General features: G+C 62.8%; 17 protein-coding genes. 10 read left to right on the top strand and 7 right to left on the bottom strand.

Translation table 11 applies throughout. The features are described 5' to 3' along the window. Positions 1–93 precede the first annotated feature (93 nt). Both ACZ5Y5_RS20605 and ACZ5Y5_RS20600 read left to right on the top strand, forming a co-directional pair. Complete coding sequence (locus ACZ5Y5_RS20605) at positions 94–837, top strand: tyrosine-protein phosphatase (RefSeq protein WP_464811686.1); 744 nt, start codon at positions 94–96, stop codon at positions 835–837. 60 nt (positions 838–897) lie between these two features. After that, positions 898–2,454 carry an acyl-CoA synthetase gene (locus ACZ5Y5_RS20600; RefSeq protein WP_464811685.1) on the top strand — a complete coding sequence of 519 codons (1,557 nt, stop codon included), beginning with the start codon at positions 898–900 and terminating at the stop codon, positions 2,452–2,454. 63 nt (positions 2,455–2,517) lie between these two features. On the opposite strand, the gene ACZ5Y5_RS20595 is transcribed toward ACZ5Y5_RS20600, so the two are convergent. Together ACZ5Y5_RS20595 and ACZ5Y5_RS20590 are read right to left on the bottom strand one after the other, a co-directional pair. Beyond that, positions 2,518–3,681 (bottom strand): acetyl-CoA C-acetyltransferase, encoded by a 1,164-nt coding sequence (locus ACZ5Y5_RS20595; protein WP_464811684.1) that lies wholly within the window; start codon positions 3,679–3,681, stop codon positions 2,518–2,520. 122 nt (positions 3,682–3,803) lie between these two features. Beyond that, entirely contained in the window at positions 3,804–4,490 is a 687-nt protein-coding gene (locus tag ACZ5Y5_RS20590; RefSeq protein WP_464811683.1) for a nitroreductase, read from the bottom strand. Between the two features lie 211 nt (positions 4,491–4,701). Between ACZ5Y5_RS20590 and ACZ5Y5_RS20585 the strand changes: the two genes are divergently transcribed. From ACZ5Y5_RS20585 to ACZ5Y5_RS20555, 7 genes are all read left to right on the top strand, one after another. Continuing rightward, positions 4,702–5,937, top strand: coding sequence for an acetyl-CoA C-acetyltransferase (locus tag ACZ5Y5_RS20585; RefSeq protein WP_464811682.1), 1,236 nt, complete (start codon positions 4,702–4,704; stop codon positions 5,935–5,937). Positions 5,938–5,958: 21 nt separating this feature from the next. Continuing rightward, positions 5,959–6,954: an NADPH:quinone oxidoreductase family protein gene (locus tag ACZ5Y5_RS20580; RefSeq protein ID WP_464811681.1), complete on the top strand. Its 996-nt coding sequence runs from the start codon at positions 5,959–5,961 to the stop codon at positions 6,952–6,954. A 93-nt stretch (positions 6,955–7,047) separates the two neighbouring features. Next, positions 7,048–7,821, top strand: a complete 774-nt coding sequence (locus tag ACZ5Y5_RS20575; protein ID WP_464811680.1) for an enoyl-CoA hydratase-related protein — start codon at positions 7,048–7,050, stop codon at positions 7,819–7,821. Positions 7,822–7,838: 17 nt separating this feature from the next. Beyond that, positions 7,839–8,726: a crotonase/enoyl-CoA hydratase family protein gene (locus ACZ5Y5_RS20570; RefSeq protein WP_464811679.1), complete on the top strand. Its 888-nt coding sequence runs from the start codon at positions 7,839–7,841 to the stop codon at positions 8,724–8,726. A gap of 12 nt (positions 8,727–8,738) precedes the next feature. Next, positions 8,739–9,551, top strand: a complete 813-nt coding sequence (locus ACZ5Y5_RS20565; protein WP_464811678.1) for an SDR family oxidoreductase — start codon at positions 8,739–8,741, stop codon at positions 9,549–9,551. A gap of 85 nt (positions 9,552–9,636) precedes the next feature. Continuing rightward, positions 9,637–10,743 carry a CaiB/BaiF CoA transferase family protein gene (locus tag ACZ5Y5_RS20560; protein WP_464811677.1) on the top strand — a complete coding sequence of 369 codons (1,107 nt, stop codon included), beginning with the start codon at positions 9,637–9,639 and terminating at the stop codon, positions 10,741–10,743. A gap of 70 nt (positions 10,744–10,813) precedes the next feature. After that, positions 10,814–11,440 (top strand): TetR family transcriptional regulator, encoded by a 627-nt coding sequence (locus ACZ5Y5_RS20555; RefSeq protein ID WP_464811676.1) that lies wholly within the window; start codon positions 10,814–10,816, stop codon positions 11,438–11,440. A gap of 175 nt (positions 11,441–11,615) precedes the next feature. Here the strand turns inward: ACZ5Y5_RS20555 and ACZ5Y5_RS20550 are convergent, their stop codons facing one another. Together ACZ5Y5_RS20550 and ACZ5Y5_RS20545 are read right to left on the bottom strand one after the other, a co-directional pair. After that, positions 11,616–12,683, bottom strand: coding sequence for a phosphotransferase (locus ACZ5Y5_RS20550; RefSeq protein ID WP_464811675.1), 1,068 nt, complete (start codon positions 12,681–12,683; stop codon positions 11,616–11,618). After that, complete coding sequence (locus tag ACZ5Y5_RS20545) at positions 12,680–13,858, bottom strand: acyl-CoA dehydrogenase family protein (RefSeq protein WP_464811674.1); 1,179 nt, start codon at positions 13,856–13,858, stop codon at positions 12,680–12,682. The genes ACZ5Y5_RS20550 and ACZ5Y5_RS20545 overlap by 4 nt, the downstream gene beginning before the upstream one ends. Before the next feature lie 157 nt (positions 13,859–14,015). Between ACZ5Y5_RS20545 and ACZ5Y5_RS20540 the strand changes: the two genes are divergently transcribed. Further along, a complete protein-coding gene (locus tag ACZ5Y5_RS20540; RefSeq protein ID WP_464811673.1) occupies positions 14,016–14,705 on the top strand; it encodes an SDR family NAD(P)-dependent oxidoreductase in 690 nt (229 codons plus the stop codon). 289 nt (positions 14,706–14,994) lie between these two features. Here the strand turns inward: ACZ5Y5_RS20540 and ACZ5Y5_RS20535 are convergent, their stop codons facing one another. From ACZ5Y5_RS20535 to ACZ5Y5_RS20525, 3 genes are all read right to left on the bottom strand, one after another. Beyond that, complete coding sequence (locus ACZ5Y5_RS20535) at positions 14,995–15,978, bottom strand: NAD(P)H-dependent flavin oxidoreductase (protein WP_464811672.1); 984 nt, start codon at positions 15,976–15,978, stop codon at positions 14,995–14,997. Positions 15,979–16,047: 69 nt separating this feature from the next. Next, complete coding sequence (locus ACZ5Y5_RS20530) at positions 16,048–17,190, bottom strand: acyl-CoA dehydrogenase family protein (RefSeq protein WP_464811671.1); 1,143 nt, start codon at positions 17,188–17,190, stop codon at positions 16,048–16,050. 27 nt (positions 17,191–17,217) lie between these two features. Then, positions 17,218–18,663: an aldehyde dehydrogenase family protein gene (locus ACZ5Y5_RS20525; RefSeq protein WP_464811670.1), complete on the bottom strand. Its 1,446-nt coding sequence runs from the start codon at positions 18,661–18,663 to the stop codon at positions 17,218–17,220. Between the last annotated feature and the right edge of the window lie 62 nt (positions 18,664–18,725).

Raw genomic sequence — 18,725 nt, 5'->3', positions numbered from 1 at the left:
GTCGCGGGGAAGGGCGTGGGCGCTGCACGCGCCCCGACAGCGGCGGAGAAGATAGCGCGTCGCGCGGGATGCGGGAATGCAAGGAGCAGGTGTTTGGCCAGCAGCATTGAGATTTCAGCGCCCAATTTCCGCGCCATCCGCCCTATGTTCGTTCGCTCCGGACGGCCGCTCAAATCCGGCCTGCTGTTCCGCTCCGGCGACCTGAGCGAAGTCACCCGTACGTGCGTCGCGGAGCTGCGGCGACTGGGCATCCGTTCGGTCATCGACCTGCGCAGCGAACGGGAAAGGCGGCTCCACAGCTATGCGTGGCTGCCCATGATCAACGCCGCGCTCTGGGGCGATCCGGCGGCAGATGCGTCAACATCGATCCGCGCGCTCCTCGAACGAGCCGAAATAGAGGCGGGTGACGTGAGCTTGGCCATGCAGGCGCTGTATCGCGACTTGCCATTCAGCCACGCCCAATCCTATGCCACCCTGTTCCGCTGGGTTGCCAAGGGCGAAGTGCCGATCCTGTTTGGCTGTAGCGCCGGCAAGGATCGGACGGGTGTGGCCGCGGCGCTTCTGCTATGGTCGCTCGGCGTCGATTTCGAGGATATTGCGGCGGATTATCTGCTGACCAATGAAAGTTTCGATGTGCTCAAGGCGATAGCGGAACGCAAGCACGGATGGAGCGGTCCCGAGGCGCTGGATGGCGTGCTGCGCGCGGAGCGTAGTTATCTCGATGCGGCGATCGACGCCGTTGTCACCGGTGTCGGCGGAATCGACGCCTATGTCGAACAGACGCTGGCCATCACGCAGGCAGAGCGTGAGGCGATCGAACAAGTGCTGCTCGACTAGAGAGCGACCCTGGACGATAGTGTATAACACTCGCCCAAATAATATGGAGAGGATCGCGCCGTGTATCTTACGCAGATGGTGCATCGCAACTTTCAGCAGATGGCCGACATGACGGCCATCATCGACGGCGATCGGCGCTGGACGTGGCGGGCATTCGCCGATCGCGTTTCGCGGCTTGCCAGCGGGTTGCAGAGGCTTGGCTTCATGCCGGGCGACCGGGTCGCCATGCTTGCCCTCAACAGCCATGCCTATCTTGAATATGTGTTCGGCACATTCTGGGCTGGCGGAGTCATCAACCCCGTCAACATTCGCTGGTCAGCGCATGAGATCGGTTATTCGCTGGAGAATTGCGCCACCCGCGTCCTGATCGTGGATCGGGCATTTGCCGCGATGGTCCCCGCCATCCGGGCGGCTGCGCCAGGGTTGGCGCAGGTAATCGCCATCGGAGCCGAGGTGGCGGATGCCCATGATTATGAGGTATTGATTGGGGCATCGCCGCCCGCGAACGATGCGCTGCGTTCCCGTGATGATCTGGCGGCGATCCTCTACACCGGCGGGACCACCGGCTTTCCCAAGGGCGTGATGCTGAGCCACGGCAACCTCCTCGCCTCCGCCTTCGGCGCCTTGGCGGTTGAGGAAGGACGATCCGGGCCCCGCTACCTGCATTGCGCGCCCCTATTCCATGTCGGCGCGCTGTCCGGTCTGTTCCTGGCCATGCTTTCGGGCAGCACCAATGTCATGGCGCCGATGTTTGAAGCGGGCCGCGCTCTGGACCTGATCGGGAAGGCAGGCGTCACCGATTTCTTCATGGTGCCGACCATGATCCGCCGGATGATGGACCATCCCGGTTTCGAGACCAAGGATATGAGCAATGTGCGCAATATCCGCTACGGGGCCTCAAGCATCGATGACGCGCTGCTCGATCGCGCGATGGCGGCGTTCCCCCATGCGCGCTTTTCCCAAGCCTATGGCATGACGGAGCTTGCTCCAATCTGCGCGGCGCTCTCGCCAGCCGACCATAGCGGGGAAGCCCGCGCGCAAGGGCGGGGCCGCTCGGCCGGCAAGGCGACCCCGGCCTGCGAGCTGCAGATCGTCGATGAGGCGGATCAGGAAGTCCCGCGGCGCACGGTGGGGGAAATCTGCGCGCGCGGCGCCAATGTGATGCTGGGTTATTGGGGCATGCCCGAAGCGACGGCGGAGGCGCTGCGTGGCGGGTGGATGCACACCGGCGACCTTGGCTGGATGGACGAGGACGGCTATGTGACGGTGGTCGATCGCTTGAAAGACATGATCGTCACCGGCGGCGAGAATGTCTATTCGGCGGAAGTGGAACGCGCGCTGAGCACGCATCCCGCCATTGCGCAGGCCGCGGTCATCGCGGTCCCGAACGAGCGTTTCGGCGAGCAGGTGCATGCCGTCATCGTACTCCGCGCGGGCGCTACGCCGGACGAGGCCGACATCCAGGCCCATGTCCGCGAGCGGATCGCCGGTTACAAGGTGCCCCGCAGTTTCAGTTTCGTAGAGGCGCTGCCGCTCTCTCCGGCGGGGAAAGTGCTCAAGAACGCGCTGCGCGAAGAACAGCAGCGGCGCGGCCAAACGGTGCCGGAAGCAGGCTGACCGCGATTGCCGGTCTGCGCCAAGGACGGGCGGCGGATCCGGCTTCGCCGCCCGTCCCCGCTCTTACAATGCCTCGACGATCGTGACGTTGGCGATCCCGCCGCCCTCGCACATCGTCTGCAAACCATATTTCTTGGCCCGCGCGCGCAGGCCGTGAACCAGCGTCGCCATCAGCTTCGCGCCCGTCGCGCCGAGCGGGTGGCCGAGGGAAATGGCGCCGCCGTTGACGTTGAGCTTTGCCGGATCGGCGTCTAAGTATTTGAGCCACGCCATCGGGATCGGCGCGAACGCTTCGTTCACCTCGAACAGGTCGATATCGTCGATCTTCATTCCCGCCTTCTTGAGCGCCTTTTCGGTCGCATAAAGCGGCTCTTCCAGCATGATCACCGGATCGCCGGCGGTGACCGTCAGATTGACGATGCGGGCAAGCGGCGTCAGGTCATAGTTCTTGAGCGCCCGTTCGGACACGACGAGGACGGCAGACGACCCGTCGGTGATCTGGCTGGCGGACGCTGCCGTGATGGTGCCGCCCTCGACGAGAAGCTTAACCCCGGCCATGGATTCCATCGAAACGTCGAAGCGGATTCCTTCATCGCGGACGTGGATGTCCGCCGTGCCGTCCGGCAAGGTGATCGTCACGGGCACGATCTCCTGAAAGAAGGCGCCGCTCTCAGTCGCTGCGATTGCGCGCTTGTGGCTCTCCACGCCATAGGCGTCGAGCATGTCGCGGGTGAAGCCCCATTTGCGGGCGATCATCTCGGCGCCGTCGAACTGGCTGAAGTTGGAGACATTGAAACGATCGAGCACCGAGGGCGCCCAAGGCTGAGCGCCTGTTCCGGGCAGCGAGGGCGTTCCCATCGGCACTCGCGACATGCTTTCGACGCCTCCGGCGATCACCACGTCCATCGTGCCCGACATCACTGCCTGCGCGGCAAAGTGGATCGCCTGCTGCGAGGAGCCGCACTGGCGATCGATCGTGACGGCGGGCACGCTGGCGGGCAGCTTGGAAGCGAGCACGACGTTGCGACCGATGTGCATCGACTGCTCGCCAGCCTGACTGACGCAGCCGATGATCACGTCCTCGACCACGGCGGGATCGATGCCCGACCGTTCGACCAGGGCGTTCAGCGCAACGGCGCCGAGGTCGTTAGGATGGATACCCGAAAGGCGCCCGTTGCGCCTCCCGCCGGCCGTGCGAACTGCATCGACTATATATGCTTCTGCCATCTTCTTTCTCCTGCATGACGCGCGAAGCGTCTGATCATCATTATGAGGCGATCCGCTGCGTGCCGGACCAGGCGGCCAAGGCCGACTTGGGCCATTCGGATTGGTCCGAAGCGCGCAGCAGGTCAGTCGTGAAAGTAGGTTGTGTCCTCGAGCGCCGCGCGGTTCGTCCGGGTACGATTCGCCGGATGCTCATGATCCTCATGACCAAATGCTATGCCGAACAGAACCCGCAAATCGTTCTGCACGCCCAGCTGCGCCCGCACGATGCCGGCATAATGGCCAAGCGCCCCCTGCGCGCAAGATGCGACGCCGTGATCGGCCATCGCCAGCATCAGCGTCTGGGTATACATGCCGCAATCGGCCGCTTCGCGCACGCCAGCCCAGGCCGGCATCAGGATGAACGCGACGTGCGGCGCATCGAAAAAGCGGTAGTTGCGCAGGAAGGACTGGGTTCGGGCCGAACCGTCGTTCCGCTCGACACCGGTGGCGGCGAAGAGAGCCTTGGCCGCCTCTATCTGACGATCGCGATAGACGCCGGGATAGGCGTGCGGGAAGGGATAGTCGGGCGAAGGGGGCGTTCCATTTCGCGCGGCTTCGTGCAGCCTCGCGCGAAGACGGTCAGCCGCGTTGCCCGACAGGACATGCACGATCCAGGGCTGAATATTGCAATTAGACGGAGACTGCGCCGCAAGCCGGAATATGCTCCGGATATCCTCGGTCGGTACCGGGTCGCGGCGAAATCCCCGTACCGAGCGGCGCGCCCGCAACGAGGCTTCCAGTGTTCCGGCGCCGTGCAGAGAGTCGTTCATTTCCCATTCGGTAGAGGAGCCGGGCAGCTATGTCGAGACGCAGGGGCTGAAAAATTAATCAAACGATGAAATCCAGTCGGACCGCATTGGCGATGATTAAAAATTCTGCTCAGCCGCACTTGCGAATGGGCACAAAGGTCGTCATAGTTGGTCGATTAACTAGATAGGTAGTCAGCGGAATTCCGCGCGTCATCAGGAGTGTTGAAATCCCATGCCAGAAGCATTGATCATTGATGCCGTCCGGACGCCGCGCGGCGTCGGGAAGGCTGGCAAAGGCGCTCTGGCGCACATGCATCCTCAGCAGCTTGGCGCTGTCGTGCTTAAGGCCATTGCGGAACGCAATGACTTGAATACCGCCGATGTCGATGACGTGATCTGGAGCACCAGCATGCAGGTCGACAAACAGGGCGCCGACCTGGGCCGCATGGCAGCGCTCGACGCGGGCTATGATTTCCGGTCGAGCGGCGTGACGCTGGATCGTTTCTGCGGCGGCGGCATTTCCGCGGTGAATTTCGCGGCGGCGACGATCATGTCCGGCATGGAGGATCTGGTGGTCGCGGGGGGGACCGAGATGATGTCCTACACCAATTCCCTTCCCGCATCGGGGCCGCCGATGATGGATCGGGGCAATCTGCGTCTGCGCGACACTGTTCCGCAGTCTCATCAGGGCGTCTGCGCCGATGCGATTGCGGCCATGGAGGGCATCACCCGCGAGCAGATCGACGCGCTTGGCCTTGAAAGCCAGCGCAAGGCGGCGATCGCCATTCAGGAAGGCCGGTTCGACAAGAGCCTGGTGCCGGTCCATGACGAAACGGGCGCGCTGGTGCTGGAAAAGGATGAGTATCCGCGTCCGCAGACCACGGCTGAAGGGCTCGCCGCGCTTAACCCGGCCTTCGTGAACCTGGCGGAAATGCAGCTTGACGAAAATGGCGCCAGCTACCGCAAGCTGATCAACAAGGCCTATCCCGATCTGGAATGGCAGCCGATCCATCATGCCGGCAATTCGTCCGGTGTCGTGGATGGCGCGGCTGCGGTGCTGCTCGCGTCCCCCGCCTATGCCGAAGCGCATGGCCTTAAGGCGCGGGCGAAGATCGTGGCGTTCGCCAATGTCGGCGATTGCCCGACCCTGATGTTGAACGGCCCGGTTCCGGCAGCGAAAAAGGTGCTGGAGAAGGCCGGGCTGACGGTCGACGACATCGATCTTTGGGAAATCAACGAAGCCTTCGCCGTCGTCGCGGAGAAGTTCATGCGCGACCTCAAGCTCGACCGATCGAAGGTGAACGTCAATGGCGGCGCGATCGCGCTGGGTCATCCGATCGGCGCGACGGGCGCCATCCTGATCGGCACGCTGCTCGATGAGCTGGAGCGGCAGGATCTGAAACGCGGGCTGGTGACGATGTGTGCGGCGGGCGGCATGGCGCCGGCCATCATCATCGAGCGCGTCTGACATCGACGGAGGGGCGGTCGCATGAAGATGTTGGCGAGTTTCGCCCCTGGCCCGCCCGGTTCGCTGCAACTTGCGGATTTCCCCACGCCCGATCCGGGCGGGGGGCAGGTCCGCATTCGCGTCGCAGCCTGCGGCATCAATTATCCCGACGCCCTCATGGTGGAGGACCGCTACCAATTCCGGCCGGAGCGTCCCTTTGCGCCGGGCGCTGAGATATCGGGGATTGTGGAAGCGATCGGAGAGGATGTCCCTGATCTGGCGGTCGGCGACCGGGTTCTGGCTTTCATCGGCTGGGGCGGTCTTGCCGAGCAGTTGCTGGTGAATGCCGACAAATGCTTTCCCGTTCCCGATGGTCTGCCGATGGACGAGGCCGCCGCTCTGCTGATGACCTATGGCACGTCGCTGCATGCGCTTCAGGATCGGGCAAAGCTGAGGGCGGGCGAAACCCTGCTGGTGCTGGGCGCGGCCGGCGGCGTCGGACTGGCCGCGGTCGAACTCGGCAAGCTGCTGGGCGCGCATGTGATCGGCGCGGTGTCGAGTGAAGAGAAAGCGGCGGTCGTGAAGTCCCGCGGCGCGGACGAGGTGATCGTCTATGGGCGCGAGCATATGGACAGGCAAGCGTCCCGCGCCTTGACGAACCGCATCAAGGCGATGGCGCCGGAGGGCGTCGACGTCATTTATGACGGCGTGGGCGGGGCCTATTCCGAGTCGGCCTTGCGGGCGATCGCGTGGCAGGGGCGCCTCCTGGTCGTCGGATTTCCGGCGGGGATAGCGTCCATGCCGCTCAACCTGCCCTTGCTCAAGGGCTGCGACATTCTTGGCGTGTTCTGGGGAGAGTTCATCGATCGATCGCCCGAACAGCATCGCGCAAATGTGCGGGAAATTCTGAGGCTGTGCGAATCCGGGGCTTTAAAACCGCTGGTGTCGGCACGCTATGCGCTGGCCCAAGGCGCTGAGGCGATTGCCCGTCTGGCGTCCCGATCCGTCGCGGGAAAGATCGTGGTAACAATGAGCTGACGGCTGCCGGGAACCGACGGGCTGCCGGCATATCGAGCACGCGGCCGGCCCGGCTGCCACGTCGTTCGGAAATGTTTTGAGGAGAAGATTTGCATGGCGTTCGAAAAGCTCATTGTCGAGCGGGACGGTGATGTCGCGATCATCTGCATCAATGACCCGGCGAGCTTGAACGCGCTCACCGTTGAGCTGTGCGAAGAACTGAACTCCGCGTTCGACGCGGCAGCCTGTTCATCGCGCGCCATCATCCTCACCGGAGAGGGGCGGGCATTTTGCTCGGGCGCGAACCTTGATCCGAGCATTCCGCTGCCCGAAGATTTCGGACTGGTGCTGGACACGCATGTGAATCCGCTGATGCTGAAGTTGCGCGATCTTCCGGTGCCATGGATTTCGGCCGTGCGCGGCGCAGCGGCCGGCGTCGGCTGCGCCCTTGCGCTGGCGGCAGACCTGATCGTCGCCAGCGAGAGCGCCTTCTTCCTCCAGGCGTTCGTGCGTATCGGCCTGTCCCCTGACGGCGGGTCCTCCCACCTGTTGATGCGCGCTGTCGGGCGCGCCCGCGCGATGGAGATGATGATGCTCGGCGAACGGATTGCGGCGGCGCAGGCGCTAGAATGGGGCCTTATCAACCGGCTGACATCCGAAGAACAGCTCTCGGCCGAGGCGCTTGGGCTGGCGCGGAAACTCGCGCAGGGGCCGACCCGCAGCCTGGGCCTGATCCGCAGGCTTGGCTGGACCGCCGCGGATCAAGATTTCGAAACGACGCTCAAGGCCGAACGCATCACTCAGAATAGCGCCGGCCGCACGGCGGACGCCCTGGAAGCGATTACGGCTTTTCAGGAAAAACGTCCCGCTCGTTTCACCGGCGCCTGACACCGAGGACCTGTCACATGGAATATAACAGCATCCGATACGCCGTCGCCGACGGCATTGCCACGATCACCCTGTATCGACCGGACAAGCTCAACGCCTTCACGGTCGAGATGATGAACGAGCTGATCGAGGCGTTCGACCGGATCGATGCGGACGATGATGTGCGCGCCGTCATCGTGACCGGCGACGGGCGTGCTTTCTGCGCCGGCGCCGATTTGAGTGCAGGCCCTGCGGCCTTCGTGGTGGCCGATGAGGAAGACACGCCTTTTCGCGCCGACGGATCGCTCGACTACAGCCAGGAGACGGCGCGGGACGGCGGCGGGCTGCTGACGCTGCGAATTTACAAGTGCCTCAAGCCGGTCATCGCCTGTATCAACGGGGCGGCCGTCGGCATCGGTGCCACCATGACATTGGCCATGGACGTGCGGCTGGCCAGCGATAATGCGAAGATTGGGTTTGTCTTTTCCCGCCGGGGTATCGTGCCCGAAGCCGCATCGTCCTGGTTCCTTCCGCGCGTGGTCGGCATCTCCCAGGCGCTGCAATGGTGCTATAGCGGCCGTGTCTTTTCGGCGCAGGAGGCAAAGGACGGGGGGTTGGTCAGCCAGGTTCTGCCTGCGGAGGAACTGCTGCCGGCCGCCTATGCGATTGCGCGCGAAATAGCTGACAACACGTCGCAGGTGTCTGTGGCTCTGGTCCGACAGATGATGTGGCGCGGCCTGGGGATGGCGCACCCGATGGAGGCGCACCGGATCGACAGCCGGGGCATCCTGTCGCGCGGCCGCAGCGCGGACGTTGCCGAAGGCGTGAGTTCCTTCTTCGAAAAGCGCCCGGCCGTCTACCCGGACCGGGTGTCTTCCGACATGCCGGACTTCTTCCCCTGGTGGGAAGAGCCAAGCTACAAATGAAGGATCGAGCGCATGACCGACCTGTTTGTCACTGACGCCTTCGCCGGCAAGTCCGTTTTCATTGCCGGTGGGTCCAGCGGCATCAATCTGGGCATCGGCAAGCGCTTCGCCGGCCTGGGCGCGAACGTCTCGATCATCAGCCGCGATGCCGGAAGGGTCGCAGCCGCCGTCCGCGAACTGGAAGGCGAAGGGCCGGGCAGGATGATGGGTGCGTCGGTCGACGTGCGCGACTATCCGGCGGTCGAAGCGGCGCTCAAGGCGACCTGCGATGCGTTGGGTCCGATCGACGTGCTGATATCGGGGGCGGCGGGCAATTTCCTGTCGCCGGTCGTCGGCCTGTCCGCGAACGCCTTTCGCACGGTCGTGGAGATCGATCTGATTGGCACCTTCAACGTATTCCGAGCCTCATGGGAGTATGTTCGGCGACCCGGCGCGTCGCTGATCGCGATCACGGCGGCGCAAGGATCGCGGCCCACCATGTTTCAGGCGCACGCCTGCGCGGCGAAGGCGGGCGTTAATCTTCTGACCCAGACGCTCGCGATGGAATGGGGACCAGCCGGCGTGCGCGTCAACGCCATTGCGCCCGGCCCGATCGCGGACACGGTCGGCATGGGAAAGCTGGCGACCAGCGAAGAAGCCACTGCCGCGATCAAGGGGCGCATTCCGCTGCGCAACTATGGCACGAAGCGCGATATCGCGGACATGGCCGTTTTCCTGTCGAGCGACAATGCGCCCTATGTGACCGGCGCGATCATCGATTGCGATGGCGGCCTGATCCTGGGGGACGCGTCGGGAGATGCGCTCACGCCGCTCCGGCGGTCGTGATGCTGATCGGCCGGAGCGGAACAGCATAGATATTTAGCCCGGCCGGGTAGTCGCTCTGGTCGGAGGACAAGGGGAGAAAAATATCATGGCCGGTCCTTTGCAGGGTGTTCGTATCGTTGAAATGGCGGGCATCGGCCCCGCGCCCTTCGCGGGAATGATGCTTGCCGACAACGGCGCGGAAGTGCTGCGGATCGAACGACCGGGAGCGCCGGCGGACGACTGGGATCCGCTCCTGCGGTCGCGCACGCGACTGACGCTTGATCTCAAGGCGACCGCCGACGTCGCTCGCCTGCGCGCGCTGCTGCGGACGGCGGATGGATTGATAGAAGGATTCCGGCCGGGCGTCATGGAACGGCTTGGCCTTGGACCCGACGTGCTGCTGGCTGATAATCCGAAACTGGTCTTCGGGCGGATGACGGGGTGGGGGCAGGAAGGGCCGCTCGCGCCGCTTGCCGGACATGACATCAACTACATCTCGATTTCGGGCGCGCTTGGAGCGCTGGGTCGGGCAGGCGAGCGGCCCACGCCGCCCATCAATCTGGTCGGCGACTTCGGCGGAGGAGGCATGCTGATGGCTTTCGGCATGGTGTCGGCGCTCCTTGCCGTAAGGGGAGGGGCCAAGGGGCAGGTGGTCGATTGCGCAATGACGGACGGATCGGCCCTTCTCATGGCGATGATCTGGGGATTTCGCGGCAATGGGAGCTGGCGGGAGGAGCGCGGCGTCAATCTGCTCGACACTGGCGCTCCCTATTATGACACGTTCCCGACCGCCGATGGCCATCATGTGTCGATTGGCGCGATTGAACCGCAATTTTACGCCATCCTGCGCGATCGGCTTGGCATTGCCGACGACCCGGCGCTCGACGTGCAGGATGATCCGACGCTCTGGGCTGCGCAGAAGGCCCTGATCGCGGACGCGGTCGCCCTGCGCACGCGCGAAGAATTATGCGCCCTTCTGGAAGGCGCTGACGCATGTTTTGCGCCGGTGCTTTCCATGACAGAGGCGCTGGCGCACCCGCACAACGTAGCCCGTCGCGCCTTTGTCCAGGTCAATGGCGTGGATCAACCGGCGCCGGCGCCCCGTTATTCGGCGACTCCCTGCGATCAGCCCTCGCCTGCTGTGCGGCCCGACACACGGGCCTGGTTTGAAGAAACAAGCCTCAACAGGCCTAAAGATAAAAATTCATTGTAACGGGCTGAGTGATCGCTATGAGCTGATTGATCGACCAGCTTTTATCAGTGTTTCCAGCCGGGATGGCCACATGTCCAAAGTAGCAGAAAAGGTTTCTTCAAAGGCGCTGCTGCTGCGCGCTGCCGCATCTCTTATGATCGAAAGAGGTAGTATTGAAGTATCTCTGAATGAGATTGCCCAGCGTTCGCAGTTGAATTCAGCGTTAGTTAAATATTACTTTGGCAGCAAGAACGGGCTGATGTTGGCGCTGTTGGAGGATATTCTTGGGGCGAGCCTGGAGCAACTTAAGGGGTTGATTGAAATGGACCTCCCCATCGTTGAGAAGATGAAGCTGCACATCAAGGGTATTATTAACGTTTATTATCGCTACCCCTTTGTCAATCGATTGATCCATTCCATGTTGATGGAGCAGGAAATGGCGATCCGGGTGGCAGAAAGCATCTCGCGACCCCTGGCGGAGACACAGCGCAAGCTGCTGAACGAGGGCGTCTCGAATGGCCAGTTCCGAAATGTCGACCCGATGATGTTTTACTTCATCGTACTTGGCGCGTGTGACCAACTCTTCTTCAGCCAGCATGTGCTCAAACATGCGTTTGGCATAGAAGAGATCGACGATCGTCTGAGGCAGGAATATACCGATGCTCTGCTGGAACTCGTATTGGGCGGTATTCTGAGCAACAGGGCGGTATCGGTCTGACGTCCGACCGAAGCTCAGCGGCCTTGCCGTCGAGTGACATGACGACAGGCCGGGATGCTCCTGTCGAGGCAGCCTGCTCCAAAGCAGTTTCGCGGACGCGCGATCGCCCGCCGGCCTGGAACATGCGAAGATCAGGAGCGAATCAGAGCTTGATCCGATCGAAGAGGATCATGCTTCAGGCGGCTTGTCGCGCGAGCGTCCAGGCGATCTCGGCCAGCTGCGGGAAGGCCTGCGCTCTTTCACTGGCTTGCGCCGAAGCCGCCGTGCCACGGATCACCCTTCCCTTGATGCCGTGGAAAATCGCCGCCAGCCTGAAAAAATTGAAGGCCATGTAGAAGCCGTAGTTCGGGATCGCCGCACGCCCCGTCCGCTTGCAGTAGGCGGCGACATACTCCTCCTCCGACGGGATGTTCAACCGCTGCAGCTCCGCCCCCGCAAGGCCGGCCACGATGTGGGGCGGCATGTGGTACATCATTGCATGATAGGCGAAGTCGGCGAGCGGATGGCCCAAAGTCGACAATTCCCAATCCAGCACCGCCAGGACGCGCGGTTCGGTCGGATGGAAGATCATGTTGTCGATCCGGAAGTCGCCATGAACGACGGCAGTTTCCTCACCGCCAGGAATGTGACGCGGCAACCATTCCACCAGCCTGTCCATGTTCGGATCCCGACCGGCCCGGTCGTCTTCCAGATATTGCTTCGACCACCGACTGATCTGACGTTCAAAATAATTGCCGGGCCGCCCGTAGTCACCCAGCCCAACGGCCTGATAGTCGACATTGTGGAGCGCCGCCATCGTCGCGTTCATCGCATCGAAATAGGCTGCTCGGTCCTTCGCGTCGATTTCGGGCAGTGTCGCATCCCAGAAGATGCGGCCCTCCACCATGTCCATGATGTAGAACCATGTACCAATAACGCTGTCGTCGGTGCAAAGGCCATGAAGGCCGGCGACCGGGAACTCCGCGCGGGCGAGTCCCGCCAGAACCTGCGCTTCGCGTTCGACGGCGTGCGCGCCCTTGAGCAGCTGGCCGGGCGGCTTCCGACGCAAGACATAGGTTTTCGCCGGCGTCGTCAGCTTGTAAGTGGGGTTTGACTGCCCACCCTTGAATTGCTCCACCGACATCGGTCCGGCGAAACCGGACACATGTGCGCTCATCCAGCGCGCCAGTGCTGCTTCGTCAAAGCCGTAGCCCTCGCGAACGGGAGCGGTTCCGCTATTCGCCTCGACGCCGGCGCCGCTCATGCATGCGCCCCTTCCTGTGCATGCTTGTGATCGCGCTTTATTTTCTTGGCGAGCGACCATTTATGCACTTCGGTAGGGCCATCATAGATGCGGAAAGCCCGGATCTCGCGGAAAACCTGCTCCACGATCGTGTCGCCCGACACGCCCGTCCCACCCATGACCTGAACGCAACGGTCGGCCACGCGCATCAGGGCTTCCGACACCGCCACTTTGGCCATCGAACTTTCCGCCGTTCCCAGCGATCCGCCGTCAAGAATGTCGGCGCACCAGTCGATCATCAGTTCCGCCTGTTTCAGATCGATCATGTTTTCGGCCAACATGAAGCCCACGCCCTCATGGTCGACCAGGGGCTTGCCGAAGGCGTGCCGCCGACAGGCGTAATCGCTTGCAATCTCCTGCGCCCGAGCGGCGGCGCCATACCAGCGCATGCAGTGGGACAGGCGGGCGGGGCTGAGGCGCACCTGGGCATATTTGAAACCCTCGCCGCTGCTGCCGAGCATCTGATCGGCATGCACGCGCAGTTGCTCGATTACCACCACGGAATGACCGCCCGGCATGGAACTGTCGATGGTGTCCAGCACCCGCTCGACGCGGATGGCGGGATCGGGCAGGTCGACCAGGAACATGCAGGCCCCGTCATCGGACTTGGCCATGACGATCCCCACCTTGGCGCCCATGGCGCCGGTGATGAACGCCTTGCGACCATTGATCACCCAATGATCGCCATCGCGCCGACATGTGGTCATCATCATCGAAGGGTCGGAGCCCGCGCCGCCCTCCGCAGCCGGCTCGGTCATGAAAAATGCCGAGCGCGCTCCGCCCTTGAGCAAGGGAGCCAGAAAGCGGCGCTTCTGCTCCGGCGTGCCCACCTTGTTCAGCAGATACATATTGCCTTCGTCCGGGGCCATGGTGTTCACCGCCACCGGGCCCAAGGGCGAAAGGCCCGATTTTTTGAGGACAATGGCCGTTTCGCGCTGCGTGAGATGCGATCCGTCGGGCAGGATGTGCGGGGTCATGACGCCAGCAGACCGGGCCTTGGCGCGCAGCTCTTCCACCAGTTCTTCGCTGGGACCATGCCCGTGCACCTGCAAGCGCGGATCCTTTTCGTACGGAACCACGACATTCCGCACAAAGTCCTCGACCTTGGCTGCGATTGCCATCGCCCGTTCGCTCATTCTGTCTCCGCCTTCGATATGGGACTGCGACGGCCACTATTACCGTCCACTGCTTATGGTCAGCAGCGTCGCCCGTCATTGCCTATTACGCTTTTATACATTAAGCAATTAATTTCATGCAATCGGGCGTTAGGCGTCAATAATCGGGAGTCTGGGAATGAGTGGGCGTAGGGTCGTGGTGACTGGGGGCTTCGGCGCGCTGGGCCGTGTTGTGGCGGCAGCTTTCGCAGCGCAGGGAGACAGGGTGGCGCGGATCGATTTTGCTCCTTCCGCTCCCGATGCAATCGCAGACGGTCTTGATCTTCATGCCGTGGACCTGACGGATGCTGCCGCTGTCGACAGGGCGCTGACTGACGTCAAGGCGGAGTTTGGCGGCATCGATGTTTTGGTCAACGTCGCAGGCGGTTTCACATGGGAGACGCTGGAAGGGGGAAGCCTGGCGGCCTGGAACAAGATGTACGCCGTGAACCTTCTGTCGAACGTGACAATCACGAAAGCGGCATTGCCAGAAATCAAGGCGAGCGAGAGCGGGCGCATCATCAACATCGGCGCCGGGGCAGCTATCAACGCGACCGCAGGGATGGGTTCCTATGCAGCTTCCAAGGCGGGCGTGCATCGCCTGACCGAAGCTTTGGCCGGCGAACTGGCGGACACCTGCGTCACGGTCAATGCCGTGCTGCCAAGCATCATCGACACGCCGGCCAATCGCGCGGATATGCCCGATGCGGACACAAGCGGCTGGGTCACGGCCCAAGCCGTCGCCGATGTCGTTCTTTTCCTGGCTTCGCCCGCCGCCCGATCGATTAGCGGCGCCTTGATCCCCGTCTCGCACGGAGCAGCCGACTGAGTCTCGACAGCATGTTCTGCGGAGCGGAAATGCCGTAGCCACGTCCAGACGGCGGCCATGGTTGACGAGCAAGCCGCCGTCCGTCCCGTAACGATATGGGCGGGCTGGTCGACAGAGGGGGCCGATCCGAGAGAATTCACGGTTGCCGAATTTGAAAAAGCCAGCGGCCGGAGATCGCTTTCCCCAGCGATCAGCATCGATCGCTGCTTACAAGATCGCGGTATTAGGACTGGGAGCGGCGATCCTGTCCCATCAGATTGAAAGCCGCTCTTCTGTCTCCGCTTGATTATCAGCGGTCCGGGGAACGGATGGCGCCTGTCAAACGCGCCTTTATCAGGGACGTGGCATCTTCGATGATGCTGCTGACCAACTCCTGGACAGTGGGAATGTCGTGGATCAGCCCTTGTACCATGCCCGCCGTCCACACGCCATGATCGATATCGCCGCTCAGCAGACCTTCGCGTCCCCTGGCGCCTTTGACGAGATGCGAGATGGCTTCGAAAGGGTTGCCCGCTTTTTCAATTTCCACAGCCTGCGTGCTGATCGCGTTCCGCGCGACCCGGGCGGTGTTGCGATAGCTGCGGAAAAGCAGTTCGGTCGCGCGTTCGTCATTTTCGACAATGGCGCGCTTGAAATTCTCATGTATCGGCGCTTCGCGCGTCGCGCAGAAGCGCGTCCCCATATTGATCCCCTCGGCTCCCAGCGCAAGAGCCGCCACGAGGCCGCGACCGTCCGCAAAGCCGCCACTTGCGAGCAGGGGAATCTTCACCTTATCCGCCGCAGCGGGGATGAGGACGAGGCCCGGTATATCATCTTCGCCCGGATGCCCAGCGCATTCGAAGCCGTCGATCGATACGGCGTCAACGCCCATGCGTTCGGCCGACAGGGCATGACGCACGGCGGTGCATTTGTGGATCACCTTGAGGCCGTGCGCCTTGAAGTCGTCGACATGTTCTTGCGGCTTGTAACCCGCGGTTTCGACGATCTTGACGCCGCTTTCGATGATCGCGCGACGATATTCCGAATAGGGCGGCGGATTGATCGACGGCAGGATCGTCAGGTTCACGCCGAAGGGTTTGTCCGTCATGTCGCGCGTGCGCGCGATTTCCTTCGCCAGTTCTTCGGGCGTGGGCTGGGTCAGCGCGGTGATGAAGCCGAGCGCGCCGGAATTGGCGACAGCCGAGACGAGTTCGGCCGTGCCCACCCACATCATGCCGCCCTGAACGATGGGGTGATCGACTTCGAACATCTCGGTGAAGCGGGTCTTCAGCATGTACTTATCTAGATCCTGTGAAAAGGGGTTCATATCGCTACTTACGACGCGGGGTACGTCGTGCGAAACTCACGCAGCGTTTCGGGTCAGCTCGGCATGTCTGTCGAGATGATCCTGGCCAGTCCCGAATTCGCTTTCGATCACGGTAGCGCGTTTGAAGAAATGGCCAAGCGCCAGTTCATCGGTCATGCCCATGCCTCCGTGCAGCTGGACGGCATTCTGACCGACAAAGCGCGCCGCCTCTCCCACCATATATTTCGCCGCGGAGGCCGCTCGCGCTCGCGTGGCGGCATCAGCATCGAGGCGCAACGTCACCAGGTAAGTGGCCGATCGCGCCATCTCGATCTTCATGAACATGTCGACCATCCGATGCTGGAGCACCTGAAAATCCGCCAAGGCCTGTCCAAACTGGCGCCTCTCCTTGGTATAGGCGATCGTATCCTGAAGCATATGATCCATCACGCCCACCGCTTCGGCGCACAGCCCTGCAATGGCGCGGTCGATCGTCTCGGCCACGATGGCATGGGCCGAGCCCGCTTCTCCGAGCAGCGCATCCTGGCCGATGGTCACGTCCGAGAAAATCAAATCCGACGCCCGGCGCCCGTCGATCGTCGGATAATTGAGAATCTGCAGGCCGGCGGTATCGCGGGGCACGATGAAAAGCGAAAGTCCAGCCAAGTCGCCGCGCTCGCCCGCCGTGCGCGCCGCGACCAGAAAGTGGGTCGCCCATGGGGCGGCGGCCACGACTGCCTTGGCCCCGTTCAGCACCCAAGAGTCTGCATCCTGACGCGCACTGCAGCCGATGTCGGCCGGATCATATCGCATCTCCGGCTCGGCCCATGCGAACGCCGTGACAGCCTCCCCGGCGACTATGGCGCCAAGCAGATTTCGAGCGGCAGGCGTGTCGAAGCGGCTGGCCAGGCCCGCCCCTATGATGGCCGTCTCCAGATAAGGCTCCAGAACCAGGGCGCGCCCCAATTCCTCCATGACGATCATATGTTCGACAGCGCCGCCGCCGACCCCGCCCGCGGCCTCCGGAACGCCAAGGGCCACTATCCCCAATTCATGGACAAAGGAATTCCAGATGTCCGGTCGCCACCCTTGCGGCGAGTGGGTGGCGGCCGTCCTCTCTTCGAAACTGTAGCGATCACGCAGGAAACGGCTGAGGCTTTCCCGCAGCAGAGACTGCTCGTCTGTAAGGCTGAAATCCATGCGTGATGCTCACTTCTCGTAAAAAAATTATCCGGCCTTCTTCTTCGGAATGAAGATGGTCTTGGGCTGGGTGAACTCCAGCAGCCCCGCCTTGCCGTTCTCCACGCCAAGGCCAGACGATTTGGCTCCGGCGAACGGAATATGCGGGCCATTCTGGAGGTTCTGGTTGATCCAGATCGTGCCGGTGTCGAGCTGCTTGGCAATCTCGACGCCCTTGTCCACATCGGCGGTCCAGACAGCGCCCGCGAGGCCATATTCGCTGTCGTTCGCGCGCGCGATGACATCGTCGACATCGCTGAACTTGAGCAGGGGCAGGATCGGCCCGAAGGCCTCCTCGCGCACCACCCTGGCGTCTTCGGGCGGATTGTCCACCAGCGTCAGGGGAATGAAATAGCCGTTTTCAGGAACCGCCTTCCCCTCCAACACGGTCAAACCCTGGACCTTGGCATCCTGAAGCAGATCCTGGACACGGCGATATTGCGGTTCGTTCTGGATGGGGCCGAACATCACGCCCTGATGGCTGCCGTCGCCGACGGTCGCCTCCTGGATCATCGCGTGCAGGCGATCCTTCAATTGCTCATAGACATCCTCATGGATGTAAAGCCGCTTGGTCGCCGTGCAGATCTGCGCGCTGTTGAAGAAGGCGCCGAAGAAAATCTGTTGCGCAATGGCGTCCACATCCACATCGCCCAGGACGATCGCCGCATCGTTGCCGCCCAGTTCGAGCGTCACGCGCTTGAGGTCGCGCGCCGCGGCCTCCATCACCCTCTTGCCGGTCGCGGTCGAACCGGTGAAGGAGATCTTCGCAAAGCCGGGATGCGCGGTCATCATCGGCCCGAGCGCATCTTCGCCCGAAAGGATGTTGAGGACGCCGGCGGGCAAAATGTCGCGAGACAATTCGCCGAGCTTCAGCGCGCAGAGCGGCGTGAAGGGCGAGGGCTTGAGGACCATCGTGTTGCCGGCCAGGAGCGCCGGGGCGAGCTTCCAGATGGCGAGGAGCACAGGGAAGTTCCACGGAACGATGGCCGCGACCACGCCCAGCGGCTCATGATGCACTTCGACCCGGCGGTCATCGGTATCTTCGACCACCTCCACGGGCAGATCCTCCTGCGCCACGGCCCGCAGCCAACCCGCCGCCATGACGATCTCGCTCAGCGCCATAGGCTGGGGCCGACCCTGCTCTCGCGTGAACAGCGCCGCGAATTCGTTGGCATGCGCCTCGATGCCGTCCGCCAGCTTGAGAAGGGCCTGCCGGCGGCCTGCGACGCCCGATGCCCGCCATTCGCGCGCCGCCGCTTTCGCCGCCGCGACCGCTTGATCCAGATGATCCGATTCGGCGACCGGACAATGCGCGAACACCTCACCGGTAGCGGGGTTGCGGACCGGCATCTCCCGGGCGGTAGGGGCCGCCTTGCCGCCGATGGTCAGTTCGAAACTTTCGGTAAACTGCATGATGATCGACCTGCCTTCCATAGCTTTCGCTGCGGTGAACTCCGCTCCCCGGCAATATATATTTCCCTTGATGCTTTTATTCA

The sequence above is a fragment of the Sphingobium sp. TomTYG65 genome (assembly GCF_055395525.1).
Note: the sequence above shows the minus strand (reverse complement) of the source record. Positions and strands in the feature narration are given on the sequence as shown.